The 24,837-nt window shown below is 65.2% G+C and carries 23 protein-coding genes and 2 tRNA genes; 7 read left to right on the top strand and 18 right to left on the bottom strand.

Features of this window, described 5'->3' with window-relative positions:
* Window positions 1-79 precede the first annotated feature (79 nt).
* Entirely contained in the window at window positions 80-634 is a 555-nt protein-coding gene (locus O3298_RS03900) for a PEP-CTERM sorting domain-containing protein (protein ID WP_289911248.1), read from the top strand.
* Between the two features lie 92 nt (window positions 635-726).
* Here the strand turns inward: O3298_RS03900 and O3298_RS03895 are convergent, their stop codons facing one another.
* From O3298_RS03895 to O3298_RS03885, 3 genes are all read right to left on the bottom strand, one after another.
* On the bottom strand, window positions 727-3,147 hold the full coding sequence (locus tag O3298_RS03895; RefSeq protein WP_305058560.1) for a TonB-dependent siderophore receptor: 2,421 nt from the start codon (window positions 3,145-3,147) through the stop codon (window positions 727-729).
* A gap of 296 nt (window positions 3,148-3,443) precedes the next feature.
* Window positions 3,444-4,490 carry an aldo/keto reductase gene (locus tag O3298_RS03890; protein ID WP_289916892.1) on the bottom strand — a complete coding sequence of 349 codons (1,047 nt, stop codon included), beginning with the start codon at window positions 4,488-4,490 and terminating at the stop codon, window positions 3,444-3,446.
* A gap of 9 nt (window positions 4,491-4,499) precedes the next feature.
* Complete coding sequence (locus O3298_RS03885) at window positions 4,500-5,549, bottom strand: quinone-dependent dihydroorotate dehydrogenase (protein WP_099666807.1); 1,050 nt, start codon at window positions 5,547-5,549, stop codon at window positions 4,500-4,502.
* Between the two features lie 203 nt (window positions 5,550-5,752).
* On the opposite strand from O3298_RS03885, the gene O3298_RS03880 reads away from it, so the two are divergent.
* Window positions 5,753-9,064: a S41 family peptidase gene (locus O3298_RS03880; protein WP_305058559.1), complete on the top strand. Its 3,312-nt coding sequence runs from the start codon at window positions 5,753-5,755 to the stop codon at window positions 9,062-9,064.
* A gap of 43 nt (window positions 9,065-9,107) precedes the next feature.
* On the opposite strand, the gene O3298_RS03875 is transcribed toward O3298_RS03880, so the two are convergent.
* Genes O3298_RS03875 through O3298_RS03865 form a run of 3 tightly spaced genes read right to left on the bottom strand, consistent with a single transcriptional unit; the run spans window position 9,108 to window position 11,216 of the window.
* Window positions 9,108-9,830 carry an arginyltransferase gene (locus O3298_RS03875; protein WP_305058558.1) on the bottom strand — a complete coding sequence of 241 codons (723 nt, stop codon included), beginning with the start codon at window positions 9,828-9,830 and terminating at the stop codon, window positions 9,108-9,110.
* Between the two features lie 60 nt (window positions 9,831-9,890).
* Window positions 9,891-10,607: a leucyl/phenylalanyl-tRNA--protein transferase gene (aat, locus tag O3298_RS03870; RefSeq protein ID WP_305058557.1), complete on the bottom strand. Its 717-nt coding sequence runs from the start codon at window positions 10,605-10,607 to the stop codon at window positions 9,891-9,893.
* Between the two features lie 30 nt (window positions 10,608-10,637).
* Window positions 10,638-11,216 (bottom strand): NUDIX hydrolase, encoded by a 579-nt coding sequence (locus O3298_RS03865; RefSeq protein ID WP_305058556.1) that lies wholly within the window; start codon window positions 11,214-11,216, stop codon window positions 10,638-10,640.
* Window positions 11,217-11,440: 224 nt separating this feature from the next.
* Between O3298_RS03865 and O3298_RS03860 the strand changes: the two genes are divergently transcribed.
* Window positions 11,441-11,517: transfer RNA gene (locus O3298_RS03860), tRNA-Met, on the top strand.
* 163 nt (window positions 11,518-11,680) lie between these two features.
* A tRNA-Met gene (locus O3298_RS03855) sits at window positions 11,681-11,757 on the top strand.
* A gap of 59 nt (window positions 11,758-11,816) precedes the next feature.
* On the opposite strand, the gene O3298_RS03850 is transcribed toward O3298_RS03855, so the two are convergent.
* Window positions 11,817-12,605: a helix-turn-helix transcriptional regulator gene (locus O3298_RS03850; RefSeq protein WP_305058555.1), complete on the bottom strand. Its 789-nt coding sequence runs from the start codon at window positions 12,603-12,605 to the stop codon at window positions 11,817-11,819.
* Between the two features lie 110 nt (window positions 12,606-12,715).
* On the opposite strand from O3298_RS03850, the gene O3298_RS03845 reads away from it, so the two are divergent.
* Window positions 12,716-13,921 (top strand): MFS transporter, encoded by a 1,206-nt coding sequence (locus O3298_RS03845; RefSeq protein WP_305058554.1) that lies wholly within the window; start codon window positions 12,716-12,718, stop codon window positions 13,919-13,921.
* Here O3298_RS03845 and O3298_RS03840 read toward each other — a convergent pair.
* Together O3298_RS03840 and O3298_RS03835 are read right to left on the bottom strand one after the other, a co-directional pair.
* Window positions 13,918-16,224 carry a xanthine dehydrogenase family protein molybdopterin-binding subunit gene (locus O3298_RS03840; RefSeq protein ID WP_305058553.1) on the bottom strand — a complete coding sequence of 769 codons (2,307 nt, stop codon included), beginning with the start codon at window positions 16,222-16,224 and terminating at the stop codon, window positions 13,918-13,920. The two genes, O3298_RS03845 and O3298_RS03840, sit on opposite strands and share 4 nt — an antisense overlap.
* A complete protein-coding gene (locus tag O3298_RS03835) occupies window positions 16,221-16,697 on the bottom strand; it encodes a (2Fe-2S)-binding protein (protein ID WP_289903870.1) in 477 nt (158 codons plus the stop codon). Before O3298_RS03835 ends, O3298_RS03840 begins: the two co-directional genes overlap by 4 nt.
* Before the next feature lie 152 nt (window positions 16,698-16,849).
* Here O3298_RS03835 and mug point away from each other — a divergent pair, with 152 nt between their 5' ends.
* Window positions 16,850-17,371, top strand: coding sequence for a G/U mismatch-specific DNA glycosylase (gene mug, locus O3298_RS03830; RefSeq protein ID WP_305058552.1), 522 nt, complete (start codon window positions 16,850-16,852; stop codon window positions 17,369-17,371).
* Window positions 17,372-17,414: 43 nt separating this feature from the next.
* On the opposite strand, the gene O3298_RS03825 is transcribed toward mug, so the two are convergent.
* From O3298_RS03825 to O3298_RS03805, 5 genes are all read right to left on the bottom strand, one after another.
* On the bottom strand, window positions 17,415-18,200 hold the full coding sequence (locus tag O3298_RS03825; protein ID WP_305058551.1) for an anti-sigma factor: 786 nt from the start codon (window positions 18,198-18,200) through the stop codon (window positions 17,415-17,417).
* Window positions 18,197-18,718, bottom strand: a complete 522-nt coding sequence (locus O3298_RS03820) for an RNA polymerase sigma factor (RefSeq protein WP_305058550.1) — start codon at window positions 18,716-18,718, stop codon at window positions 18,197-18,199. Before O3298_RS03820 ends, O3298_RS03825 begins: the two co-directional genes overlap by 4 nt.
* Window positions 18,719-18,739: 21 nt before the next feature.
* Entirely contained in the window at window positions 18,740-19,111 is a 372-nt protein-coding gene (locus O3298_RS03815) for a hypothetical protein (protein WP_289916882.1), read from the bottom strand.
* 57 nt (window positions 19,112-19,168) lie between these two features.
* Window positions 19,169-20,092, bottom strand: a complete 924-nt coding sequence (locus O3298_RS03810) for a DNA-3-methyladenine glycosylase (RefSeq protein WP_305058549.1) — start codon at window positions 20,090-20,092, stop codon at window positions 19,169-19,171.
* 69 nt (window positions 20,093-20,161) lie between these two features.
* Window positions 20,162-21,169 (bottom strand): XdhC family protein, encoded by a 1,008-nt coding sequence (locus O3298_RS03805; protein ID WP_305058548.1) that lies wholly within the window; start codon window positions 21,167-21,169, stop codon window positions 20,162-20,164.
* A 100-nt stretch (window positions 21,170-21,269) separates the two neighbouring features.
* On the opposite strand from O3298_RS03805, the gene O3298_RS03800 reads away from it, so the two are divergent.
* Window positions 21,270-21,410 (top strand): hypothetical protein, encoded by a 141-nt coding sequence (locus O3298_RS03800; RefSeq protein ID WP_162835767.1) that lies wholly within the window; start codon window positions 21,270-21,272, stop codon window positions 21,408-21,410.
* A gap of 82 nt (window positions 21,411-21,492) precedes the next feature.
* Here O3298_RS03800 and O3298_RS03795 read toward each other — a convergent pair whose 3' ends face one another.
* Genes O3298_RS03795 through lspA form a run of 4 tightly spaced genes read right to left on the bottom strand, consistent with a single transcriptional unit; the run spans window position 21,493 to window position 24,832 of the window.
* Window positions 21,493-22,596 (bottom strand): M48 family metallopeptidase, encoded by a 1,104-nt coding sequence (locus tag O3298_RS03795; RefSeq protein ID WP_305058547.1) that lies wholly within the window; start codon window positions 22,594-22,596, stop codon window positions 21,493-21,495.
* Window positions 22,597-22,606: 10 nt separating this feature from the next.
* Window positions 22,607-23,056, bottom strand: coding sequence for a dUTP diphosphatase (dut, locus tag O3298_RS03790; RefSeq protein WP_099666823.1), 450 nt, complete (start codon window positions 23,054-23,056; stop codon window positions 22,607-22,609).
* Window positions 23,057-23,090: 34 nt separating this feature from the next.
* Window positions 23,091-24,311, bottom strand: coding sequence for a bifunctional phosphopantothenoylcysteine decarboxylase/phosphopantothenate--cysteine ligase CoaBC (gene coaBC, locus O3298_RS03785; RefSeq protein ID WP_099666824.1), 1,221 nt, complete (start codon window positions 24,309-24,311; stop codon window positions 23,091-23,093).
* Between the two features lie 17 nt (window positions 24,312-24,328).
* Window positions 24,329-24,832, bottom strand: coding sequence for a signal peptidase II (gene lspA, locus O3298_RS03780; protein WP_077407922.1), 504 nt, complete (start codon window positions 24,830-24,832; stop codon window positions 24,329-24,331).
* Window positions 24,833-24,837 lie beyond the last annotated feature (5 nt).

Raw genomic sequence — 24,837 nt, 5'->3', positions numbered from 1 at the left:
ATCTTTTGCTCTGCGATGTGAGAGTGATAGAAAAATAATTAAAATTGCAATTATTGAAATATTTATATCAGGGGAATATATGAACATGACCAAACGCGCGTTGCTGGGTCTTTGCCTGACCGCTGCGGCTTGCCTGGCGCCATTGGCCCAGGCGGCGAGCTGGGTGGAAATCACCGATCCTGCCATGACGGGCTTTTCGGTGGGCGGCAAGACCGTCACCTATGGCAGCGTGGCAGCGGACTCGGTCTGGGTCTATGACGGCGCCAACCCGCCCGGCGCGCAAAGCGCGGCCGCCATCCAGAGTTTGGTCAGCAGCACGTTTGGCCTGCCGTCCAGCGGTACCGGCTCCTTGGTCTTTGCCGCCCAGGGCGACTTGGCCAGCAGCAACTCTGGTTCGTTCACCGTCAACTCCAGCTTCGACTACCTGGCCGTGCATTATGGCCGTGGCGAACTGTTGTTCCACTGGGACACGCCGCTGGCCGCCAATACGGTTGTCACCATTGCCAACCTGCCGCGTGGCCTGAGCAATTTCCGCGCGTTCAATTCGGTCTCGGCAGTGCCTGAGCCAGCGACCTACGGCATGCTGATGCTGGGCCTTGGCCTGGTCGGATTTGCCGCGCGCCGCCGCGCCTGAGCCTGCAGCGCCTGCGGGCGCATGCGCTGACGCATGAAAAAAAAGCCTGGAAACGCGATGCGTTCCAGGCTTTTTGCATGGCAGAGCGCCATTTACCAGCTATAGCCGGCCTTGGCGTAGTAATAGCGGCCGTTGAAGCCGTTCGGCGCGAAGATGCTGTAGGGCTGGGTGCCGTTGACGTTCAGGTTGCCCGCGCTCGTCACTTGCGCCGGGTAGCGGTTGGTGACGTTGTCGATGCCGGCCACCAGGCGCCAGTTCTTGCCCAGCTTCACGGAACCGGACACGTCCAGCACCCATTGCGGGTCGTACGTCTGGTCCAGCTTGACGTCATTTTGCGGTACGGTGAAGCTGCCGTAGCGCGTCACGACGCCGTGCGCATTCCAGATGCCGAAGCTGTAGTCGGCGGCCAGGCTGAACTTGTCCTTCGGCGACGCCACCGTGATGCGGTCGATGCTCTGGCGGTCGATCAGTTTCAGGTTGTTGGCCGTCAGGATGGCCGGATTGTCGGCGATTTTCTGTACCGTGCTCTTGTTGTGGTTGTACGCCACGGTGAGGTCCAGGCGGTCCTTCTCCTGCAGGTCGATGCGGTAGGTGCTGACGATGTCCACGCCTTCCGTGCGCGTGTCGACGGCGTTGGTGAAGTAGCGCGCCGCGCCCACCGGCGTGCCTTGCGCGGCCAGCTGGGCCTTGAGCTTGTCGTTCAGCGCCAGGTTGGCCGAGAACAGGATGCGGTTGTCGATGTCGATGCGGTAGGCGTCCACCGTCGTCGTGAAGTTGCGGCTGGGCTGGAACTGCAGGCCCAGGCTGTAGTTGCGGGCCTTTTCCGGTTTCAGGTCCTGTGCACCGAGGGCGCGCGCCTGCGGCGTATTGACGGCGAAGGTGCCCGTCTCGATGGCCGTATTGTTGCCGTTGATGACCTGGAAGTTGGTGGTGGTGATGGTGTAGTACTGCTGTGCCAGCGATGGCGCACGGAAGCCGCTCGATACCGTGCCGCGCAGGGATAGCGCATCCGTGAACGCATAGCGGGCGGAACCCTTGGCCGAGGTAGTGCTGCCGAAATCGCTGTAGCGCTCATGGCGTAAGGCTACGCCGCCCGAGAGTTTCTTCGTCGCTTCCGCTTCCAGGTTCACATAGATCGATTCGTTGTGGCGCGAATGGCTGCCCGCGTTGGCAGGACGGAAGCCGGCAAAGCCTTGCGAGCCGCCGCCCGTGTACGACGCTGCGTCGCCTGCGCCGATGCTGTACTTTTCATGGCGTGCTTCGGCGCCGACGGCCACCGTCAGCGGGCCGGAGAAGGCGGCGACGGGGAATTCGCGCGCCGCATCGAGGTTGAACACGGTCTGCTCGTTTTTCAGCGAACCCGCATAGAAATGCGTGGGGCTGTTCGCGCCCAGCGACTGGTTGACCGTGTTGTCCAGGTCCAGCTCGAACTTGTTGCTGCCGTAATTGAGGCTGGCATCCCAGCGCCAGCCGGCGGCTTCGCCGCGCAAGCCCGTGACGATGGACTGGTCGGTCAGCGTGCTGTTTTGCAGCGGCAAGAAGCCTTCCGGGTAGATCGGCGTGCGCTGCGAATACGCCTTGGTGACCGCATCCTGGATCAGCGCCGTGCGCCACGTGGCGGCAGCCGACGTGTCGCGCTTGCCATAGTTGCCGAAGGCATACCAGTCGAGGTTATCGCTGATGCGGTATTCGCTGTTGAGGAAAATCGTCGCCGGCTTGCTTTCCGGGTCGCCATAGCGCTGGTTGACCTTGCCGTAGCGCGGTTCCAGTGGGTTGCGGAAGTCGGCGCCGGCGCGGTTGGTCGGGTCGCGCTCGGCCACTTCCGCCGAGACGCGCACCCAGCCGTCCTCCCCCAGGGCGAAGCCGGCCGAACCCTTGATGGATTTTTGCTTGCCGTCGCGTTCCTGCGTCTGGCCATAGCCCACTTCGACGTCGCCGCCGGCCGCGCCTTTTTTCAGGATGATGTTGATCACGCCGGCGATGGCGTCGGAGCCGTACTGGGCCGCCGCGCCATCGCGCAGCACTTCCACGTGGTCGATGGCGGCCAGCGGGATGGCGTTCAGGTCGACGGGCGCCGAGCCGCGGCCCAGGGAACCGTTGACGTTGACGACGGCCGACGTGTAGCGGCGCTTGCCGTTCACCAGCACCAGGGTCTGGTCGGGCGACAGGCCGCGCAGCTGGGCAGGGCGCACGGCGTCGCTGGCGTCGGCGCCCGTGGCGCGGGCGAAGTTCAGCGAGGGCAGCAAACGCGCAAGCACGGTGGCCAGTTCGGCCGAGCCCGTGCTTTGCAGGTCGCGCGAGGTGAGGATGTCGATCGGCGATTCGGAATCGATGGTGCGGCGGTTCTTGGCGAAGGTGCCGGTGACCACCACCGATTGCAATTCACCTTCGGCCGGCAGCTCTTGCTGCGCTTGCGCCTGCATTGGCAGGCTGAAGCAGGCGATCAGGCTGGCGGCGATAACGGTTTTCACGGGCAGGGCGGGAAGCTGGGAGCGGGCGGTGCTTGAACTCATCGACAATATCTCTTCGGTTGGTGGTTACGCGGACCATGGCGGTCCGGTGATGACATCAGAGTAACAGTGGGCCTGTGGCGTGCTTACGAATCGTTCTGTCTATCGATATGCAATAAATGTCTGATACGCGTCCGAATGACGCGGGTAGCGCATATGGCCTCGTTTCCAGCATACGGCCGGGCATGGCAAGGCTGCAATGCTGCACGGCAGTAAATTGCCAGCTGTTGTATAAATGCGACTATCTGCGATGAGCGTGGGGAGTCTGGCGGCGGCATGCGCCGCCAGACGGAGCGAGCCTACTGTCCCGGATTGGGCAGGCTGGCGTGGATGGCGTCGACGGCCGCAACCAGTTCCGGCGACAGGGTGACTTGATGGGCGTCGATATTTTGCTGCAACTGCTCCACGCTGGTGGCGCCGATGATGGTGGAGGCCACGAACCAGCGCGTGTAGCACCAGGCCAGCGCCAGCTGCGCCGGCGTCAAGCCGTGCGCGCGGGCCAGCGCCGCATACTGGCCGGCGGCCGCGATGGTGGCGGGGCGCACGTAGCGGGGGCTCCAGCCGGCCGGAAAGCGCGTCAGGCGGCCCTTGGCCTGCGGATCGTCGAGGTATTTCGCCGTCAGCTGGCCGAACGCCAGCGGGCTGTAGGCCAGCAAGCTGACATTTTCCCGGTGGCAGGTTTCGTCAAGCAAACTCGTCTCGAAATGGCGCGCCGTCAGGTTGTACAGGTTCTGGATGGAGGCGATGCGCGGCAAGCCCTTCAGTTCCGCCTGCTTGATGTATTCGCACACGCCCCACGACGATTCGTTCGACACGCCGATGTGGCCGATCTTGCCTTCCTCGACCAGCTTGCCCAGCACGGCCAGCGTGTCTTCGATGGCGACGCAAGCGTGCTCCTTGCGCGGGTTGTATACGCTGGCGCCGAAGATGGGCAGGTTGCGGCTGGGCCAGTGCAATTGATACAGGTCAATGTGCTCCGTCTGCAGCCGGCGCAAGCTGTCTTCGACGGCGGCGCGGATATTGACCGCGTCGTGATCCGTCTTGCCCTTGCGTATCCAGTGCATGCGCGAATTCGGCCCGGCCACCTTGCTGGCCAGCACGATGTTGCCGCGCTTGCCGCTTTTCTTCAGCCAGCTGCCGATGTGGCGCTCGGTGCTGCCCTGCGTTTGCGCGCTGGCCATCACCGGATACATCTCGGCCGTGTCGATGAAGTTGATGCCCCGTTCCAGCGCGTAATCGAGCTGGCTGTGCGCTTCGGCTTCCGTGTTCTGTTCGCCGAAGGTCATCGTGCCCAGGCAGATCCTGCTGACTTCCAGGCTGCTGGTACCCAGCTTGATCTTTTCCATGCGCCGTCCTTAGCGGGCCTGCTTGCCGTGCAGCGCGCGCGCACAATCCTTGATCAGCGCGGGGCCGGCGTAAATCAGGCCGCTGTACAGCTGCACCAGCTGTGCGCCCGCCTCGAACTTGGCCACGGCGTCGCTGCCCTGCATGATGCCGCCCACGCCGATGATGGGCAGCGCGTCGCCCAGTTCCGCCTTCAGCAGGCGGATGACATTGTTCGACAGCTCGAACACGGGTGCGCCCGACAGGCCGCCCGCTTCCGCGCCGTGCGGCATGCCTTCGACGGCGCTGCGCGACAGGGTCGTGTTGGTGGCGATGACGCCGTCGATCTGGTGGCGCGTGAGCGACTCGGCGATGCTCTTCACCTGTTCGCCATCCATGTCCGGCGCGATTTTCAGGGCCAGCGGCACGTAGCGCTTGTGCTTGTCCGCCAGGCGCGCCTGCGCATCTTTGAGCTGCGACAGCAGGGCGTCGAGTTCCGACGCGCCCTGCAGCTGGCGCAAATTCTTGGTGTTCGGCGACGAGATGTTCACCGTCACATAGCTGGCGTAGGGGTAGACTTTTTCCAGGCACAGCAGGTAGTCGTCGGCCGCGCGCTCGATGGGCGTGTCGGCGTTCTTGCCGATGTTCAGGCCCAGCACGCCGGCGCGGTTCTGGTAAAACTTCGACGCCTGCACGTTGGCGACAAACGCGTCCACGCCGCCATTGTTAAAGCCCATGCGGTTGATGATGCCCTGCGCCTGCGGCAGGCGGAACATGCGCGGTTTCGGGTTGCCCGCCTGCGCGCGCGGCGTGACGGTGCCCACTTCGATGGAGCCAAAACCCAGGTCGGCCAGCGCGTCGATGTAGGCGCCGTCCTTGTCCAGGCCGGCGGCCAGGCCGACCGGGTTCGGGAAGGTGATGCCCATCACCGTGCGCGGGTCCGCCGCCGGTTTGCCGGCCAGCTTCGTCAGGCCCAGCGCGCTGGCGCGTTTCAGGGCGGGCAGGGTGAGATGGTGGGCCGCTTCGGCATCCATCGAAAACAGCAAGGGGCGGGCGAGGGAGTACAGGAATTTTTCAGACATGGGGCGCTTTGAGTAGGTATGCGGGCTGCCGGGAAGGGCTGGCGGCGCGCGAAATAAGTGGCGTATTTTACCGTGTTCCGCGCGGCTGCCGGGTGTATAGTTCTCGTTGGTCTAATGCAATATTGAATCCTTGATAATTCGCATTCGACCGTGGACCTTCCTGTTTTTTCTCTGTTCTGTTGACTTCATAAGCGAGACATCGATTGAAAAAGACACGCATCCTGACCGCCATCGCGGCCGCCAGCGCACTGCTGCTGAGCCATCCGGCCCTGGCCCTGCCCAATACGCAAGACACCCGCATGCTGAGCGAACCGGCCGTCTCCAGCCGCCACATCGCCTTCATCTATGCGGGCGATGTATGGCTGTCGAACCTGGACGGCGGCGGCGCGCGGCGCCTGACCTCCGACCTGGGCGACAAATCGAACCCCGTGTTTTCGCCCGACGGCAGCCTGATCGCGTATAGCGCCAACATCGACGGCAATGTCGACGTGTATGTGATCGCCGCGGCGGGCGGCGTGCCGCGCCGCCTGACCTTCCACCCGGGTGTTGATCTGGCGCAATCGTTTACGCCCGATGGCCAGTCCGTGATGTTCACCTCGCCCCGCGCCGCCTTCAACAACCGCTTCCAGAAGCTGTTCACGGTGCCGGTGGCGGGCGGCGTGGAGACCCAGCTGGAAATCCCCAACGCCTCGCGCGCCACGTATTCGCCCGATGGCCAGCGCATCGCCTACAACCCGCTGGCGCCCGCCTTCAAGCAGTGGAAGCGCTACCGGGGCGGCACCAATTCCTGGCTGTGGCTATTTTCGTCCAGCGACAAATCGATTGAAAAAATCCCCCAGCCGACGACGCGCTCGAACGACGTCGACCCGATGTGGATCAAGGATACCGTGTACTTCCGCTCGGACCGCAACGGCGAATTCAACCTGTTTGCCTACGACGTCAAGACGAAAGCCGTGCGCCAGTTGACGCAGCACAAGGATTTCCCCGTGCTGAACGCGTCGGCGGCGAACGGCACCATCGTCTACGAGCAGGCCGGTTATCTGCACTCGCTCGATATCGCCAGCGGCCAGGCGCACAAGCTGGCCATCGCCGTGGCCAGCGACCTGGGGCAGGCGCGCCCCCGCTGGGTCAAGAACGCGAAATACATCCGCGACGCGTCGATTTCGCCGTCGGGCGCGCGCATCGCCTTCGAATACCGGGGCGAAATCGTCACCATCCCCGCCGACAAGGGCGACGTGCGCAACCTGACGCAGACGGCCGGCGCCCACGAGCGCACGCCCATCTGGTCGCCCGATGGCCGCTCGGTCGCGTATTTCTCGGACGAGTCGGGAGAATATGAACTGCATGTGCGCTCGCAGGACGGCAAGGGCGCCGTGAAAAAGCTCAAGCTCAATGGCAGCGGTTTCTATGACAACGCTGTCTGGTCGCCCGACAGCAGGAAGATCGCGTTTGCCGACAATGGCTGGAGCATGTATGTGATCGATGTCGGCACGGGCAAGGTGCAAAGAATCGCCACGGAGCCGATGTATGGCGTCGACAAGAGCATGCGCGCCTCGTGGGCGCCCGATTCGCGCTGGCTGGCCTATACGCTCAATTCGCCCACCTACACGCGCAGCGCCTACATCTATTCCGTCGAGCAGAACAAGTCGATGCCGGTGACCGACGGCTTGTCCGACGTGGCCCAGCCCGTGTTCGACAAGAGCGGCAAATACCTGTACTTCTTCGCCTCGACGAATGCTGGCCCCAGCAACAACTGGTTCTCGCAGCAGAACGAAGACAATCTGGTGACGCGCACCGTGTGGATGGCCGTGCTGCGGCGCGACTTGCCATCGCCCCTGATCAAGGAAAGCGACGAGGAAAAGGCCGCCGGCGCGGAGAGTAAAAAAGACACGGCGAAGGGGGAAGCGGAAGCGAAGAGCGAGCCGAAGGTCGATCCGAAGACGGGGCGCGACGACCCGAAAGTGGTCGTGGCGCCGGTGGCGCCGATCCACATCGATTTCGACGGCATCGCCACGCGCATCGTCGACTTGCCGCTGCCGGCCGCGCAATTCTCCAGCCTGACGGCTGGCGCTGCGGGGCAAATCTTTTTGCTGCGCGAAAGCGACGGCAAGAAGGCCGTGCAGCGCTTCGATCTGAAGGAGCGCAAGGCGGAAACCGTGGTGGCGGAAGCCGATGATTTCGAAGTCTCGGCCGACGGCAAGAAGCTGCTGTACCGCCAGAAGGACAATTGGGCCATGGGGTCGGCCACGGGCAAGCTGCTGGCGCCGGGCGAGGGCAAGATCAAGGTCGACGCCATCGAAGTGAAGGCCGATCCGCGCGCCGAGTGGACGCAGATTTTCAACGAGGTGTGGCGCATCAACCGCGATTACTTTTATGACCCGGGCATGCATGGCGTGGACTGGAAGGCCATGCGCGACAAGTACGCCGTGTTCCTGCCCGAGCTGTCCAGCCGCGCGGACCTGAACCGGTTGATACAGTGGATGTGCAGCGAGCTGGCCGTGGGGCACCACCGGGGCGGCGGCGGCGATGATTTTATCGAGGCAAAGAAAGTGCCGGGGGGCTTGCTGGGCGCCGATTATGAAGTGCGCGACGGCCATTACCGCTTCAAGAAGGTGTATGGCGGCTTGAACTGGAATCCGGCCCTGCGCGCGCCGCTGACGGAGCCGGGCCTGAACGTCAAGGCGGGCGAATACCTGTTGGCCGTCGACAGCCGTCCTTTGCTGCCGCCGACGAATATCTACAGCGCCTTCGAGAACACGGCCGGCAAGGCCGTCGACCTGACCGTGGGACCGTCGGCCGACGGCAAGGGCGCGCGCACCATCACCGTGGTGCCCGTGCCGACCGAGGATGCCTTGCGCAACCGCGACTGGATCGAAGGCAATATGCGCAAGGTCAATGCGGCCACGGGCGGCAAGGTGGCGTATGTGTACGTGCCGAATACGGCGGGCCTGGGCCATACCTACTTCAAGCGCTACTTCTTCCCGCAGGCGGACAAGCAGGCCATCATCGTCGACGAGCGTTTCAACGGCGGCGGCAGCGTGGCCGATTACTACATCGAGATCCTGCAGAAAAAGGAAATCGCCTGGTGGACCATGCGCTATGGCGCTGACATGAAGACGCCGTCCGCGTCGATCCAGGGGCCGCGCGCCATGCTAATCGACGAGACGGCCGGTTCGGGCGGCGACCTGCTGCCGTGGATGTTCCGCAAAAACAACATGGGCCCGCTGATCGGCAAGGCGACGTGGGGCGGCCTGGTGGGCGTACTGGGCTTCCCCGTGCTGATGGACGGCGGCTTCATCACGGCGCCGAACCTGGCGTTCTGGACGCGCGAGAATGGCTGGGGCGTGGAAAACGAAGGCGTGCCGCCCGATATCGACGTCGAGCAAACGCCGGCCGACGTCATCGCCGGGCGCGATCCGCAGCTGGAAAAGGCGATCGAGGTGATCCAGGCCGAACTGGCAAAGAATCCGCCCGTGCAGCCCAAGCGTCCTGCGTTTCCGGACAAGAGCAGGTAAGCCGGTACGGCAGGCATGAAAAAAGGGGCGCGAGCCCCTTTTTTTACAGGATGACCCACTGCCCCTTGATGCGGGCTTCCAAGGGCTTGAAATTGATCTTGTACGCCATCTTCGGGCTTTGCTTTATCCAGTAGCCCAGGTAGATGTAGGGCAGGCCCAGTTCGCGCGCCTGGGCGATTTGCCACAGCACGTTGTAGGTGCCGTAGGAGGCGCCCGGCACGTCCGGATCGAAAAAGGTGTAGACGGATGACAGGCCGTCGGCCAGCACGTCGATGATGCTGACCATGCGCAGGATGCCTTCGGCATCGCGAAACTCCACCAGGCGCGTGTTGACCCGGCTTTGCAGCAGGAATTGCGCATACTGGTCGCGGCTGTCCTGGTCCATGCCGCCGCCCGCGTGGCGCGTGCTCTGGTAGCGCAGGTACAGCTCGTAGTGTTCGTCGAGGAAGGACAGGGTGGCCACGCCCGCCTGCAGGTCAGCGTGGCGGTGCCAGGCGCGGCGCTGGTTGCGGTTCGGTGTGAACTCGCCCGTCACGACGCGCACGGGTATGCAGGCCTGGCAGCCATCGCAATACGGGCGGTAAGTAAAAATGCCGCTGCGGCGAAAGCCGTTGCGCACCAGTTCCGAATACACGTCGCTGTTGATCAGGTGCGAGGGCGTGGCCACCTGCGAGCGGGCCTGGCGGTCGTCCAGGTAGCTGCACGGGTAGGGCGCCGTCGTGTAGAACTGCAGGGTGGCAAACGGTAGTTCGTTCAGGTGCGTCATGCTGATCCTGTCTGGTCTGTCCGCGGCAATGGAAGTCTGCGTGGAGATATCATAGCTTTTTTATGCCGCCGGTGCAGCTTGCCAATCCGTGATTTGCGCTGCTTCAATGGCGACGCGCACATGGGCCAGGAAGCGCGCGCGCGAAATGGGCGCCGCACCCAGCGACGCCAGGTGTTTTGTTTCTTGCTGGCAGTCAATCATGGTCACGCCGCGCGCCTGCAAAAAGCGCACGAGGTGCGCCAGCGCGATCTTCGAGCCATCCGTCACGCGCGCGAACATCGATTCGCCATAGAACATGCGCCCGATCGACACGCCATACGCGCCGCCCACCAGTTCCCCGTCCAGCCACAGTTCCGACGAATGCGCGTAGCCCAGCTTGTGCAAGCCCGTGTAGCCGGCGATGATTTCATCGGAAATCCACGTGCCCGGGCCATCCTTGCGCGGCGCGGCGCAGGCGCGCATGACGGCGTCGAAATCGCCGTCGAAGCGCAGCTGCCAGCGCCCGTCCGTGGCGGCGCTGCGTTCGACCTTGCGGATCGCCTTGGCCAGGCTGTCGGAGACCTTGAAATGCTCCGTCATCAGCACCATGCGCGGATCGGTGCTCCACCACAAAATAGGCTGGCCTTCGGAAAACCAGGGGAAGATGCCGCGCCGGTAGGCGTCGAGCAGGCGCGCGGGCGACAGGTCGGCGCCGGCCGCCAGCAGGCCGGGGGCCTCGTCGGTCAGGGCGCGCGAGACGTCGGGGAACGGGGTGTGGATGTCGAGCCAGGGAATCATGCGGCGTCAAAGGTGGCAGGTGAGGGGAGCTTATTCTGCATCCGTGCGCGCCATCGGGCGCGTGATGTCGCCCGTATGCACGCCGTAGCTGCCGCCTTCGCGGATTTTCACGCGGTCGGCAAAGAACAGTTCCAGGGTGGCGCGGATGGTGGGGAAGGCCAGGTCATCCCAGGGAATCTGCGCTTCCGTAAACAGCTGCACGTCCAGGCTTTCGATGCCCGGTGCGAAATCGAGGTCGCGCAGGCGGGCCAGGTAGAACAGGTGCACCTGGTGCACGCGCTGCACGTTCAGCAGCGAAAACAGGGGCCCCAGTTCGATATTCGCACCCGCTTCCTCCACCGTTTCGCGCTCGGCCGCATCCGACGTCGTTTCATCGTTTTCCATGAAGCCGGCCGGCAGGGTCCAGTAGCCCAGGCGCGGTTCGATGGCCCGCTTGCACAGCAAGACCTGCAACTGGCCATCCTCTTCCCAGACGGGAATCGAGCCGACCACCATTTTCGGGTTCTGGTAATGGATGGCGTCGCAGTTGGTGCACACATAGCGCGGACGGTTGTCGCCTTCCGGGATGGACAGGCTGACAGGATGGGCGCATTCGGAGCAGAATTTCATGGGCGGGCTTAGGAAAAGTATGATGTCTAGTGTAACGCTTACTGTACACCGCTTACTGTACACCGATTGCGTGCGGCGTGGCGTGACGGGCGGACACAATGCCAACCGGCAATTGGCCAAGCTGCTTGACGCACTTTGGAACGCATTTTTAATAAAATGGCTCTATTGCAGTCTAAGTTGAGATAGCTATTGCCTAAGCCACCTGTTTGCCCTTATAATTCTTGTGCGGGGTGGAGCAGTCTGGCAGCTCGTCGGGCTCATAACCCGAAGGTCACAGGTTCAAATCCTGTCCCCGCAACCAATACCGGAAAGCCGCTGATTCTTGCAAAAGATCGGCGGCTTTTTTCATTTCCGCCTGGCGCTCTTCATCTTCTATCCATCGGCAATCGCCGCGAGGCGGGACGCGCATGCAATTGTCAAATTTTGCCCTTTACGCCTCGCAACAATCTGGTATATAATTCTGCTGCGGGGTGGAGCAGTCTGGCAGCTCGTCGGGCTCATAACCCGAAGGTCACAGGTTCAAATCCTGTCCCCGCAACCAATTCGAAGCCGCTGATTCCTCGCAAGAGGGTCAGCGGTTTTTTCGTTGTGCGGCAGTGTTTACTCTGGCACCTGGCGCGCATACACCACCAGCCGCAGGTGGCGGTCCGCGTCGATGGTCAGCGAGGTGTGCTCATACGCGATGCCTTCGCCGCCGACGTCCAGGCGGCGCACGCCGGCACATGGCGCATGCACGTCGTGGCGGCGCCACCACAGCTTGAATTCGGGCGAGACCTTTTCCAGTTCGTCCACGAGCGCGTGAATGTCCGCTTCCTGCGTGGCGCGCGCATAGTCGCGGCGAAAGCTCGACAACATCAGCGGCGCCTGCTCTTCCCAGCCGATGAAGCGCGAGCGCAGCAGTGGATCGGTAAACAAGAGCCACAGCAGATTGCGCCGCGCCGGCACATGCGCGCCGAAGCCGAACAGGGCGTCCGCGCCCGCATTGAACGCCAGCACGTCCCAGCGCAGGTTGAGCACATACGCGGGATGCGCCAGTTCGTGCATCAGGCGGCGCACCGGCGGCGGCACCACGCAAAACGTCTTGCCTTCTTCGGCCGGCGGACGCGCATGCGCGAGCAGGAACAGGTGGCGGCGTTCGCCCGCGTCCAGTTTCAGCACTTCGGCCAGCTTGTCGAGAAAGGCGCTGGAGACGCCGATGTCGCGCCCCTGTTCCAGCCAGGTGTACCAGGTCAGCCCCACGCCGGCCAGCGCCGCCACTTCTTCGCGGCGCAAGCCGGGCGTCCTGCGCCGCCCGCCGCCGGGCAAGCCCACGTCTTCCGGCGACAGGCGTGCGCGGCGCGCCTGCAGGTAGGCGGCCAGTTCGTGGCGGGTGCGGGCCAAAGTGCGCATGGTGCTGCCTTCAAGGTAAGCCTGTTGCTATCAGTAATAGCATAAACAGTTAAATTGTAATTGTTTATATTGTATTCCAGAATGCCTGCTTTCTTCCCGAAGGCTTGCCCATGTCCGATTATTCTTCTCACGCCAGTACTGGCACTTCCGCCGCCGTGCTGCCCGCCACCGTCTATCTGATCGCCGTGGGCGCGTTCGCGCTGGGCATGGCGTCGTATGTGACGGCAGGCCTGATGCCGATGATCGCCGGCGCGTTCTCCGTTTCCCTGGCGATGGCGGCGCAGCTGGTGACGGCGTTTACGCTGGCCTATGGCCTCGGCTCGCCGCTGATGGTGGCCTTGCTGCCGGCGCGCGCGCAGCGCTCCGGCCTTTTGGTCGCCCTGGGCGTGTTCGTGCTGGCGAACGGGGCCAGCGCGCTGGCGCCCGGTTTCAGCGGTTTGCTGGTGTGGCGCGCCATCGCCGGCATCGGTGCGGGCGTATACCTGGCGCTGGGCATCGCGGCGGCGGCCGGCGTGTCGGCGCCGCAGCAGCGGGGCAAGGCCATCGGCGCGATCATGGGCGGCATGGCGGGCGGCACGGTGCTGGGCGTGCCTTTGAGTTTGCTGCTGGCGCAGCAGCTGGGCTGGGCCGCGGCCCTGTGGCTGGTGGCGCTTCTCGGTGCGCTGGCGCTGGCGGGCTTGCTGTGGAAGCTGCCCGCGCTGCCTGCCGCATCGTCCGCGCCGGCCATCTCGCTGCGCCGCAAACTGGCCTTGCTGGCCGACGGGCAGGTGCTGGCCATCCTGCTCGTGTCGCTGCTGGCGGCCATCGCCAGCCTGGGCATGTACACCTTCATTGCGCCGTTGCTGGCGTGGTCGGCGCAGGGCGCAGCGATCTCCGCCACGCCCTTCCTGTGGGCCTGGGGCGTGGGGGGCATCGTTGGCAGCGTGCTGGTCGGGCCATGGGCGGACAAGGCGGCGGCGCCGAAACTGACCTGGCTCATCTTGCTGCTGCTGGCGCTGGCCTTGGGCGCGCTGCCGCTGGCGGCCGGCTGGTCGGCCTGGCTGATGCTGGCGCCTATCGTGCTGTGGGGCGCGGCCGGCTGGGCCCTGCAAGTGCCGCAAAACCAGCAACTGCTGGCCGTGCGTGCGCGCCAGGGCGACGGCAACCTGGCCATCGCCCTCAACGAATCGGCGCTGTACCTGGGCAGCGCCATCGGCGCCGCCACGGGCGGGGTGCTGCTCCTGCTGGACTGGCCCATGTGGCTGCTGGCGGCCGGCGCCGCCCTGGTCGCCGCCGCAGCGTTGCTGCTGCAGTTGCCGGCGGCGCGGCGCGGCTAGCCTTTCTTCGCCAGTTGCATGCCCACGGGCAGGGCGCGGATGCGCTTGCCCGTGGCGGCGAAGATGGCGTTGCACAGGGCGGGCGCGATCGGCGGCGTGGCCGGCTCGCCCACGCCGCCCAGCTCCATGTCCAGGGTGCCCGGCACCAGGTGCGTGTGGATCACGCGCGGCGCGTCGGCCGCGCGCAGCACGGCGTAGTCGTGGAAATTGCTTTGCTCGACCCGGCCATTTTTAAAGCTGATTTCGCCGCTCATGGCCAGGGACAGGCCCATGATGCAGGCGCCCTCGATCTGCGAGCGCACGCGGTCCGGGTTGATCTGCGGGCCGCAATCCATGGCGATGTCGACCCTCGGCACGATGACTTCGCCGGCCGCATTGATCTCCACTTCGATCACGGCCGCCACACAGGTAACGAAACTGTAGGACACGGCCAGACCCAGGCCCCGTCCCTTGGGCAGCTTGCGGCCCCAGCCCGCCTTGGCCGTCGCCAGCTCGATCACGTGGCGCATGCGGCCGATATCGACCGGATACTTCGCCGGATCTTCGCCATAGTTCCAGCCGTCGGACAGGTCGGCCGGGTTGATCTTGCGCGCGGGGCCCAGGAGCGCCAGCAGGTAGTCGCGGTGGTCCTTCTTCGCCGCATGCGCCAGTTCGGCCGTGAACGACTGGATGGCAAACGCGTGCGGGATGTTCGACACGGAACGGAACCAGCCGATGCGCGTGTGGGCCGGCACTTCCGGCACTTCGACGCGGATGTTCGCAATGGCGAACGGCACGTTGATGGCCGACATGCCCAGTTCGAACGGCGCCTGTTTGTTCGCACCGGCGGCGAAGGTCGACGTGATGGTGGGGGCGGCCGTGCGGTGCAGCCAGGCCGTCGGCATGCCTTTCGCGTCGAGCGACGCTTCCAGCCGTTCGACCGATACCGTATGCAGGTAGTCGTGCTGCAGGTCGTCGTCGCGCGTCCACGTCAGCTTGACGGGCGCGCCATCCATGGCTTTCGACAGCAGTGCCGCCTCGACGGCGAAATCGGGTTTCGATTTGCGCCCGAAGCCGCCGCCGAGCAGGGTCACGTGGACGGTCACGTCGTCATACGTCAGGCCCAGGGCCTTGGCCACGTTGCTGCGTGTCGCCTGCGGCGCCTGCACGCAGGCCCACACTTCGGCCTTGCCGTTGGCGATGCGCACGGTGGCGGCGGGCGGCTCCATGGTGGCGTGGGCCAGGTGGGGCAGATAGTACTCGGCGCTGAATTTTCGCGCGGCGGGAGCGGCGGCCAAGGTCGCCACCGTCTTGCCCTGGTCGCGCGCCGGGTTGGCCGGCTGGCGCACGGCCGCTTCCAGCGTCTTGCGGAAGGCTTTCGAATCGTAGCCGCCATTCGGACCGTCGTCCCATTCCAGCACCAGCGCTTCGCGGCCCTTGATGGCGGCCCAGGTGTTGCTGGCGATGACGGCCACGCCGCCCAGGGGATTGAACATGGCCGGCGGCGGGCTGCCCGCCAGTTCGACGATGCGCAGCACGCCCGGCACTTTCAGGGCCGCCGTCTTGTCCACGCTTTTCAGCTTGCCGCCGAAGACGGGCGGACGGGCGATGACGGCATACGCCATGCCATCGAGGCGCGTGTCGATGCCGAAGTGGGTGTTGCCCGTGACGATGTCGTGCAAGTCGATGCCGCGCGTGCTGGTTTGCCCGATGTAGCGCAGCTCGCCCGCCGTTTTCAGGCTGATGCGCGCGCGTGGCGGCACGGGCAATCTGGCCGCGTCTTCGGCCAGCGGGCCGAAGGACAGCGAGCGTCCGCTGGCCGCATGCACGACCGCGTGATTGACGGCTTTCACTTCGGTCACGGGTACGTCCCAGCGCACGGCGGCCGCCGTTTCCAGCATCAGGCGCGCTGTGGCGCCCACGTGGCGCATGGCGCGGAACGAGTGGCGCATGCTGCGCGAGCCGTCCGTATCCTGGCTGCCGTAGCGCGCTTCGTCGGCGGGCGCCTGCTGCACGCGCACCTGCGCCCAGTCGGCGCCCAGTTCGTCGGCCGCCACCATGGGCAGGCTGGTGCGGATGCCCTGGCCCATTTCGGAGCGGTGCGCCACGATGGTGACGATGCCGTCGGCGCCGATCGACAGGAAGACCAGGGTGTCGTCGACCACGCCGCCAGCCATATTGTCGCCGCCGTATTTGACGGCATCGGCCGCCATCACGAGGCCGGAAGGGCCGGCCACCAGGGTCAAGCCGGCCAGCGCGCCGGCGGCCTTGAGCCAGTTGCGCCGCGCAGGCGAATGTGCGGCGGCAGTGTCATGCATGCTCATTTGGCCGCTCCTTTTGCGTGGATGCTGCTTGCGGCCTGCTTGATGGCCGCGTGGATGCGCGTGTAGGTGCCGCAGCGGCAGATATTACCGCTCATCGCTTCGCGGATTTGCTGGTCGTTCGGTCTTGGCGTCTTGTGGAGCAGGGCCGTGGCCGACATGATTTGCCCGGCCTGACAGTAACCGCATTGTGGCACGCCGTGTTCCTGCCAGGCTTGTTGCAGCGCAAGGCCGACCTTGTCTTCGCCCACCGCTTCGATGGTGGTGATCTTCTTGCCTGCGGCGGCCGACATGGGCGTCACGCAGGAGCGGATGGCTTCGCCATCGAGGTGCACGGTGCAGGCGCCGCACAGGGCCATGCCGCAGCCGAATTTGGTGCCGGTCATGCCCAGTTCGTCGCGCAGGGCCCACAGCAGGGGCGTGTCTTCAGGCAGTGCAAGGTCGTGCTGCTTGCCATTGATGGTCAGGGTCGTCATGTGTATTCCTCGGAGTGGGGATGGTGCGGGACAGCGCGACGGCCATCCGCCAGACGGATTAGCGCATCAGTAGGGGATGGTAGCACCGCTCGCCCTGCGCTGCAGGAGATGGCGCCGGTGGCATACTGCGGTTTCTGATATCGGAGTTTTCCATGACATACCCCACAACGGCGCCGGGCTTGCCCGACATCCTCGCTCCCGGCTTGCAGGTGGTTTTTTGCGGCCTCAATCCCGGCGTGGACGCGGCGGCGGCCGGCCACCATTTTCTCGGCCGCGGCAACCGCTTCTGGCCCGTGCTGCACCTGGCCGGCTTCACGCCGCACCTGGTGGCGCCGCAGGACGATGCCAGCGTGCTCGGTTTCGGGCTGGGCTTGACGGCGGCCGTCGGGCGCCCGACCAGCCGCGCGGACCAGGTGGGGGCGGACGAATTTGCGCAAGCGGCGGCGGGCCTGCGGCACAAGCTGGCATGGGCGCAGCCGCAGTGGATCGCCTTCCTGGGCAAGGCCGCCTACGCGGCGATGACGGGAAAACGCCAGCTGGCGTGGGGTGAGCAGCCAGAGCGCTTCGGCGGCGCGCGCGCGTGGATCTTGCCCAATCCGAGTGGCCTCAATCGCGGCTATTCGAAGGAGCGGCTGGTCGACGCATATGCGGAACTCAAGCGCGCGCTGGGCTGATGCCGGGCTGGCGTTCAGCGCACTTGCGCATGGATGGAGGGGCTTAGCGGGCCTGCTCCAGCTGCGCGTACACGGCGTCGGCGATCTTGCCCAGTTCCCGTTTGGGCAGGTTCGCCGAGAGGGCATAACCGAGCTGGCCGTCGATCCAGTAAAACACGCTCAGGTCCTTTTCCTGCGTATAGCGGAAAGCCGTTTCCTGCCTGCCCGCCCGTTCCTTGGCCACGTACAGGGTCAGGCGCTTGCCACCGCCATCTTCGTACATGAATTGCGCAACGGGGCCATCGCCATCGCCGGGCAGCAAGCGCCCGCCGATCAGGTGATAGCCGAGTGGCGACAGCGCGGGCGGCTGCAGTTGCGTGCCCAGGCGTTTCGACAGCCATTGCACCAGGTGCGCTTCCTGCGCCGCTCCGACCTCGACGGGGTGGCGCACTTCGGGCGTGTAGACGGCATGGGCGATGGCGGCGCTGCGCGCCAGGGTCAGGGGGCTGGCGCTGGCGCTCGTGCCATCGCTGCCGCGCAGCAGCCAGCCGCCCGCGCCGCCGGCGATGAGCAGCACGATGGCCGCTGCCGCCTGCATGGCGGGGCGGCGCCAGGCGCCGTTCGCCGCCGCTGGCGATGACGCCTGCCGCAGGGCCGGCGGCACGGCTTCGTCCAGCACGGGATCGAACAGCGCGCGCAATTGCCGGTTCTGTTCGCGCCACGCGTCCACCCTGGCGGCGTCCTCGGGATGCGCGCGCAGGTGGGCGTCGATGGATGCGCGCTGCTCCTCGGGCAGGACGCCGTCGGCCAGGGCGTGCAATTGCGCTTCGCTGATGGCTTGCATTGTCATTTCACGACTTTCAGGGTAGGGGCGCCTTGGCTGCCGGCGGGGCGGCCGTCGAGTAGTCCGCGCAGCCGCTCGCGCCCGCGCGACAGCCGCGACATGACGGTGCCGACGGGGATGCCCAGCGTGGACGCCACCTGTTCGTACGGCATCTGCTCCAGCGCGACGAGCAGGATGACTTCGCGCTGCCCCAGCGGCAAACGGGCCAGCGCCGCATCCATTTCGCCGATGGCGATGGCCTGTCCCGGCGCGCGCTCCGGCGCGGGCAGCAGGGCGTCGTCGTCGAGCTCCTGCAGCGCCAGGCCGGGGCGGCGCAGTTGATCCACGTGCAGGTTATGCATGATGGAAAACAGCCAGGGCCGCATCTCGCCACCGCGCTGCCACTGGTCGAACTTGCGCCAGGCCCGCTCCACGGTGTCCTGCACCAGGTCGTCCGCGTGCGCGGCGCCCGCCAGCGCGCGCGCATAGCGGCGCAGGCCGGGCAGGCAGGCTTGCAGCTGGCGGCTGTCCTCTTGCGTGGTCATCGTGGCGGCGGGATGGCGTGCTTAAGGCTTGACGACGTGCCACACGTTCTTGAAATTGTCGCCGGCCGCGTCGCCCGGTTTCTTGTCTTCCTTGTACAGGTACAGGGGCTTGCCCTTGTAGGTCAGCTGCATGGCGCCGTTGTCTTCGCGCTTGATGCTGCCATACGGGGCGGCGGGCGCCGCTTCGGTGGCGATGACGGCGGGCCAGGCCACCAGGCAGCCGCCGCTGCAGGCGCTCTTGCCGCTGTCGGCGACATCCTTGTCGAACACATACACGGTCATGCCGCTGGCGTTGACCAGCATGCCGTTGGCGGGCATGGCGTCGGCGGCAAAGGCCAGCGGGGCGGACAAGGCGGTGAAAAGGGCGGTGGCGGCAAAAGTGGTAAAGCGCATGGTGGTCTCCTTGAGGTTTTGGGGGCTTGCAAAGGATAGACGCGTGCCGCCCGCCGTTTATTCCCCGGCCGGCAAAATATTTTTTTCCGGCGCGTGCAGGCTGGCCCACAGGTGGGCGGCGGCCATGGTGCGGTGCGGCGCGTACTGGCGCAGCCACTGCTCCGTGCGCGCCATGTCCGGCTTGACCTCTTCGCCGAGCAGCTTTTGCAGGGCGGCGCGGATGGCCACGTCGCCGTGCAGCGAGCAGTCGGCATAGCCGTAGCCGCGCAGCAGCGCGTAATTGACGGTCCACGGGCCGATGCCCTTCACGGCCAGCAGCGCCTGCGAAATGGCCGCCACGTCGCCGGAAGGAGGCAGCTCCAGCGACAGTTCCCCATCGTTGACGAGATGCGCCAGGCGCAGCACGGTTTCCGCCTTGGCGCGCGAGAATTTGCGGCTCGTCAAATCCTGGACGGATAGCCGCGCCACGTCGCGCGCCTCCGGGTAGCACCACAAGCCGCTGCCATGCTGGCGTCCCGCCTGCACGATGAAGGTGCGGCGCAGGGCGATGGCGAACGGCAGGTTGATCTGCTGGCCGATGATGGCCCAGGTCAGCGCTTCGAAGGGGCTGGCCGATTGCACGATGCGCAAGCCCGGATTGACGTGGATCAAGGGCGCCAGCAGCGGGTCGGCGGCGGCCAGTTGCGCGAATGGCTGCGGGTCGATGCGCATGCCGAGGATGTTCAGCAGGGCGCCGTGCAGCGGCGTTTGCAGGTCGGCGACGGTGTCGTCATTGTCGTCGAGGTCTGCCTGGCAGATGGCGGCATCCTGCGTGAAGGCCACGTCCAGTACGACGGGGACGCCGGCAAGCAGGATGCCCTTGCGCAGGCCTGTCGGCGTGACTTGTTCCGCCACGGCTTGCGTATCCCGGCTGTGGAAGGCGATGACATCGTCGCGGCGGTAGCCGGCGGGCAGGGGGAGGGTCCAGTGCAGCAGGGTCATGGCGGGCCAAAGTCAGGGAAGGTATCAGGGGGACGATGCTGGCGCATCCCGTTTCTTGCTTTTCACGCTTCAGCGCACGCAGAGGTCAGGATTGGGCGGCGTCAAGGCGGCCGCGTGCTGGATTTGCAGCGCATCGGGCACGCCGTTTTTCACGGCCGTCAGTTCGGCCAGGATGGAAATGGCGATTTCGGCCGGCGTCTTGCTGCCGATGTACAGGCCGATGGGGCCGTGCAGGCACGCCAGCTGCTCGGCGCTGACGTCGAACTGCAGCAGCCGTTCGCGCCGCTTGGCGTTATTCGCGCGCGAGCCGATGGCGCCCACGTAGAACGCTGGGGATTTCAATGCTTCCATCAGGGCCAGGTCGTCGAGCTTGGGGTCGTGCGTGAGGGCGACGACGGCGCTGCGGCTGTCGAGCTTTAATTCCAGCACCAGGTCGTCCGGCATGGCGTGCAGCAGGGGCACGCCCGGTACGTTCCAGCCGCCCCGGTATTCCTCGCGCGGATCGCAGACGATGACATGGTAATCCATGGCCATGGCGATTTGCGCCACGAAGCGCGACAGCTGGCTGGCGCCGATGATCAGCAGGCGCCAGCGCGGGCCATGCTGCGTGGTGAGCGCCCCGTCTTCCAGGGCCAGCACGGCGCCCGGCGTGGCGCGCTGCAGGGTGACGGCGCCGGTATCCAGATCGAGGCGGCGCTCGACGAGTTCATGGGCTTCCAGGCGCGCCAGCAGTTCAGCCACGCGGCTGCCCGCGTGCAGCGGCTCGATGGCCAGTTCGATGGTGCCGCCGCAGGGCAGGCCGAAGCGGTGCGCCTCGTCGGCGCTGATGCCGTAGCTGACGATTTCGGGCCGCGTGCGCACGATGCCGTGCACGCGCACGGTGTCGATCAGGTCATCTTCGATGCAGCCACCGGAGACGGAACCGACCACCGTGCCATCGTCGCAGATGGCCAGGGTGGCGCCCACGGGGCGGGGGCTGGAACCCCAGGTCTTGATGACGGTGACGAGTTCGCAGCGGCGGCCGGCGGCGAGCCAGGCGGCGCTGGTTTTCAGAACTTCAAGGTCGATGCTGTCCATGGCGCGCGCGAGTTACATGCCGCATGTTTGCGGCAAAGTATGGAAAAGTATTCAAGATTGTGGATATACTACCTGTTCCACCACCCTGCGGAGAATTTTCATGTCAAATGAAGTCAAGACGCAAGAAGAGGGTATTCCCAAGTTCGGCAAGCTGCTCATTGTCCTGTTCTTAGCCGTGGTGTTCTGCGGTGCCCTGACCTGGATCATGGGCACCTACTTCCCCAACTTCCCGGGAGCCTGAGCAAACCCTGTTTGATCAGGATTGAGCACAGTGAGCATCGCAGACCGCAAAGCGCGACGCGCAGTAGCTTATGGCAGGCGTTCTAAGGCTTGAGCGGCTTCTTCGCCGCCTGCTTGGCGCGCACGTCGGTGACGGCGCGGTTGACGGCGGCCATGCGCGAGTTGGTGCCCGGATGCAGCGCCGTGTAGCCGTTGGCGACTGTGGCCGGCACTTGCGTGGCCAGGCGCTGCCAGAAGCGGGCCGCGTTGTCGACGTTGTAGCCGGCGCGCGCCAGCAGGTAGATGGCCAGGGTGTCGGCTTGCACGTCGAGTTCCTGCGGCATGGCCTTGATGCCGGCGGCGCCCGTCAGCATCGACACGTCGGGCTGCACGGCGCCCAGGCTGTCTATGATGCTGCCGGCCGTCCCTGCCGTGCGCTGGCTGCGCGCGTGGTCGAGGATGTTGTGCGCCATTTCGCGGGCGATGACAAAGGCGATGCCTTCATCGTTTTGCGCCGCATTGACCATGCCGCGCGTGAGCATGATGCGCGCGCCGTCCGAGTAGGCGTTGATATTGTCCGCATTGCCCAGGGCGACGCGGAAGGCGCAGGCGCGCGTGACGGGAATCTTCAGGTCCTGCTGCTGGCCATCGCGGGCGATGGTCATGTTCAGACTTGCGCTTTTCGAGGCCAGCGGGCCGACGATGGCGCCAAACGGGCCTTCCGCCTTCGGGCCGGCCGGCAGCGGCTTGCCTTCGGCTGCCAGCAAGCCGTCGCCCTTGCGCAAGCCGGCGCGCGCCGCGCCGCTGCCCGGCAAAACGCCGGAGACCTGCATCTGTTCGCCGTAGCCGAGGGCCGCCTGCGCCGCGTCGGCATAGATGCCGGGGTAGGAATACTTGTTCTGCGCCGTGAAGCCCAGCAGGTTGCGCGCATACGTCTTGCACAGGTCCGCATTGTTGATCAGCAGGGGCGCCGAGACTTTCGACAGGCGGTCCTGCAGCGCTACCATCTTCACCAGTTCTTCCTGCGCCGCCTTTTGCTGCGCCGTCGGGGCGGGCGCATCGGGCGCCGGCACCACGTTGAACGGGCCGCTGACATGCGTCGTTGGCGTAGTGCAGCCGGCCAGCATGGCCGCGCCGGCCAGCAGCAGGGGAGTGGCCAGTTGGCGCAGCGAAGTTGGGGCTGTGATCAGATGGCGGAAACCTGGCATGAGAAAATCCTTAATGTTTGCCGGTGCTGCCGAAACCGCCAACACCGCGTTCGCTGTCGCCGAATTCCTCGACGACGTTAAAGCCCACTTGCAGCACCGGCACGATAATCAGTTGCGCCAGGCGTTCCATGGGATTGAGCGTGAAAGCGCTCTGGCCCCGGTTCCAGGTCGATACCATCAGCTGGCCCTGGTAATCGGAGTCGATCAAGCCTACCAGATTCCCCAATACGATGCCGTTTTTGTGGCCCATGCCGCTGCGCGGCAGGATCATGGCCGCATACGAGGGGTCGCCGATGTGGATGGCCAGGCCCGTGGGAATGAGCACGGTCTGGCCGGCTTCGATGGTGATCGCCTCGTCGATGCAGGCGCGCAGGTCCAGGCCGGCGCTGCCTGGGGTGGCGTAGGCCGGCAGCATTTCTTTCATGCGGGCGTCGAGGATCTTGATGTCGATATTTTTCATTAATCTAACTAACTAAGCTAAGTCGTGTAAAAGGTTATTTGAGCAGCGAATTCTTGGCCAGCCGCTTCGAGATTTCCGAAATCAGCTGGCGCGCCAGGTTCAGTTTCGAGGCGCGCGGCAGCACGGTATGGCCTTCTTCGTCGAACAGGATGATGGTGTTGTCATCCTGGCCAAAGGTGTTCTGGCCGATATTGCCGACCAGCAAGGGGATGCCCTTCTTTTCGCGCTTGGTCGAGCCGAATTCCACCAGGTTTTCCGATTCGGCGGCAAAACCGACACAGTACGGATAGCCGGCCAGGTTGGTGCGCGCCGCCACAGTGGCCAGGATGTCGGGGTTTTGCGCGAACTGCAGTTCGGGCACGGAGCCGTCGGCCTGTTTTTTCATCTTTTGTTCGCTGGCGTTGGCCACGCGCCAGTCGGCCACGGCGGCCACGGCGACGAAGACATGCTGGCCGTCGACGTGGGCGAGTACCGCGTCGTGCATCTGCTGCGCGCTTTGCACGTCGATGCGGCGCACGCCGAAGGGGGCGTCCAGGGCCGTGGGGCCGGAAATGAGCAGCACCTCGGCGCCCGCTTCGCGCGCCGCGCGCGCCACCGCATAGCCCATCTTGCCCGAGGACAGATTGGTGATGCCGCGCACGGGGTCGATGGCTTCGAACGTGGGGCCGGCCGTGACCAGCACGCGCTTGCCCGCCAATACCTTCGGCTGGAAGGCGGCGATCAGCTCCGTCAGCAGCTGTTCCGGTTCCAGCATGCGGCCCAGGCCTGTTTCACCGCACGCCTGTTCGCCGGCGGCCGGGCCGAACAGCTTGATACCGTCGTCGCGCAGCTGCTGCACATTGCGTTGCGTGGCGGGGTTTTGCCACATTTCCACGTTCATGGCCGGCGCCACCAGCAGGGGCAGGTGGGATGGACGGGCCAGGCACAGGGTCGACAGCAGGTCGTCGCACACGCCGTGCGCCAGCTTGCGCATGAAGTCGGCCGAACACGGCGCGATCAAAATCGCGTCCGCATGGCGCGTCAAATCGATATGCGCCATGTTGTTGGCTATGCGCGCATCCCACTGGCTCGTGTGCACGGGGTGGCCGGACAGGGCCTGCATCGTGACGGCCGTGATGAAGTGGCTGGCCGCATCCGTCATCACCACCTGCACCGAGGCGCCTGCTTTTGTGAGCGCGCGGCACAATTCCGCCGCCTTGTAGCAGGCGACGCCGCCCGAGAGTCCCAGGACGATTTTTTTGCCGGACAGTTCCATGCCGTTCTCCTGCGTGTTTATTTGTTTACCCGGCGCAGTTCATCGATGATGAACAGGGCCGCGCCGATGCAGATGGCGCTGTCGGCGATATTGAAAGCGGGGAAATGGCCCCAGCTTTTCCAGTGGAAGTCGAGGAAATCGACCACGTGGCCGTACATCAGGCGGTCGATGGCGTTGCCCAGCGCGCCGCCGAGGATCAGCGACAGGGCCCAGCAGAACATGCGCTGGCCCGCGTGCTTTTTCAGCAGGTAGATGATGTAGATGGCGGCCGCCAGGGCGATGCCGGTGAAGAAATAGCGCTGCCAGCCGCCCTGGTCGGACAGGAAGCTGAATGCGGCGCCCTTGTTATACGCGAGCACCAGGTTGAAATACGAGGTGATGACCATTTCCTGCGCATAGCGGAAGGTCTTCAGGATCGTGATCTTGGTGATCTGGTCGAACAGGATGACGATGGCGGCAATGCCCAGCCACAGCGTCAGCGGCGATTGCGGTTTCGATGAAAAACGGTTTTTAGTGGCCATATTTT

Origin of the sequence: Janthinobacterium sp. SUN137, from assembly GCF_030587265.1 — a bacterium.
In the GTDB taxonomy this organism is placed as follows: Bacteria; Pseudomonadota; Gammaproteobacteria; order Burkholderiales; family Burkholderiaceae_D; genus Janthinobacterium; species Janthinobacterium kumbetense.
Note: the sequence above shows the minus strand (reverse complement) of the source record. Positions and strands in the feature narration are given on the sequence as shown.

Bases quoted from the DNA above. Each gene is read 5' to 3' on its own strand.
- O3298_RS03805 (WP_305058548.1), bottom strand. From the start codon at position 21,169: ATGGACAGCATCGACCTTGAAGTTCTGAAAACCAGCGCCGCCTGGCTC.
- O3298_RS03885 (WP_099666807.1), bottom strand. From the start codon at position 5,549: ATGTCTGAAAAATTCCTGTACTCCCTCGCCCGCCCCTTGCTGTTTTCG.
- O3298_RS03835 (WP_289903870.1), bottom strand. From the start codon at position 16,697: ATGACGACCCTGACCATCAATGGCAAGCAGCACGACCTTGCACTGCCT.
- mug (WP_305058552.1), top strand. From the start codon at position 16,850: ATGACATACCCCACAACGGCGCCGGGCTTGCCCGACATCCTCGCTCCC.
- O3298_RS03840 (WP_305058553.1), bottom strand. From the start codon at position 16,224: ATGAGCATGCATGACACTGCCGCCGCACATTCGCCTGCGCGGCGCAAC.
- O3298_RS03800 (WP_162835767.1), top strand. From the start codon at position 21,270: ATGTCAAATGAAGTCAAGACGCAAGAAGAGGGTATTCCCAAGTTCGGC.
- O3298_RS03815 (WP_289916882.1), bottom strand. From the start codon at position 19,111: ATGCGCTTTACCACTTTTGCCGCCACCGCCCTTTTCACCGCCTTGTCC.
- O3298_RS03810 (WP_305058549.1), bottom strand. From the start codon at position 20,092: ATGACCCTGCTGCACTGGACCCTCCCCCTGCCCGCCGGCTACCGCCGC.
- O3298_RS03825 (WP_305058551.1), bottom strand. From the start codon at position 18,200: ATGACAATGCAAGCCATCAGCGAAGCGCAATTGCACGCCCTGGCCGAC.
- O3298_RS03795 (WP_305058547.1), bottom strand. From the start codon at position 22,596: ATGCCAGGTTTCCGCCATCTGATCACAGCCCCAACTTCGCTGCGCCAA.
- coaBC (WP_099666824.1), bottom strand. From the start codon at position 24,311: ATGGAACTGTCCGGCAAAAAAATCGTCCTGGGACTCTCGGGCGGCGTC.
- O3298_RS03845 (WP_305058554.1), top strand. From the start codon at position 12,716: ATGTCCGATTATTCTTCTCACGCCAGTACTGGCACTTCCGCCGCCGTG.
- dut (WP_099666823.1), bottom strand. From the start codon at position 23,056: ATGAAAAATATCGACATCAAGATCCTCGACGCCCGCATGAAAGAAATG.
- O3298_RS03890 (WP_289916892.1), bottom strand. From the start codon at position 4,490: ATGGAAAAGATCAAGCTGGGTACCAGCAGCCTGGAAGTCAGCAGGATC.
- aat (WP_305058557.1), bottom strand. From the start codon at position 10,607: ATGATTCCCTGGCTCGACATCCACACCCCGTTCCCCGACGTCTCGCGC.
- lspA (WP_077407922.1), bottom strand. From the start codon at position 24,832: ATGGCCACTAAAAACCGTTTTTCATCGAAACCGCAATCGCCGCTGACG.
- O3298_RS03865 (WP_305058556.1), bottom strand. From the start codon at position 11,216: ATGAAATTCTGCTCCGAATGCGCCCATCCTGTCAGCCTGTCCATCCCG.
- O3298_RS03895 (WP_305058560.1), bottom strand. From the start codon at position 3,147: ATGAGTTCAAGCACCGCCCGCTCCCAGCTTCCCGCCCTGCCCGTGAAA.
- O3298_RS03875 (WP_305058558.1), bottom strand. From the start codon at position 9,830: ATGACGCACCTGAACGAACTACCGTTTGCCACCCTGCAGTTCTACACG.
- O3298_RS03850 (WP_305058555.1), bottom strand. From the start codon at position 12,605: ATGCGCACTTTGGCCCGCACCCGCCACGAACTGGCCGCCTACCTGCAG.
- O3298_RS03900 (WP_289911248.1), top strand. From the start codon at position 80: ATGAACATGACCAAACGCGCGTTGCTGGGTCTTTGCCTGACCGCTGCG.
- O3298_RS03820 (WP_305058550.1), bottom strand. From the start codon at position 18,718: ATGACCACGCAAGAGGACAGCCGCCAGCTGCAAGCCTGCCTGCCCGGC.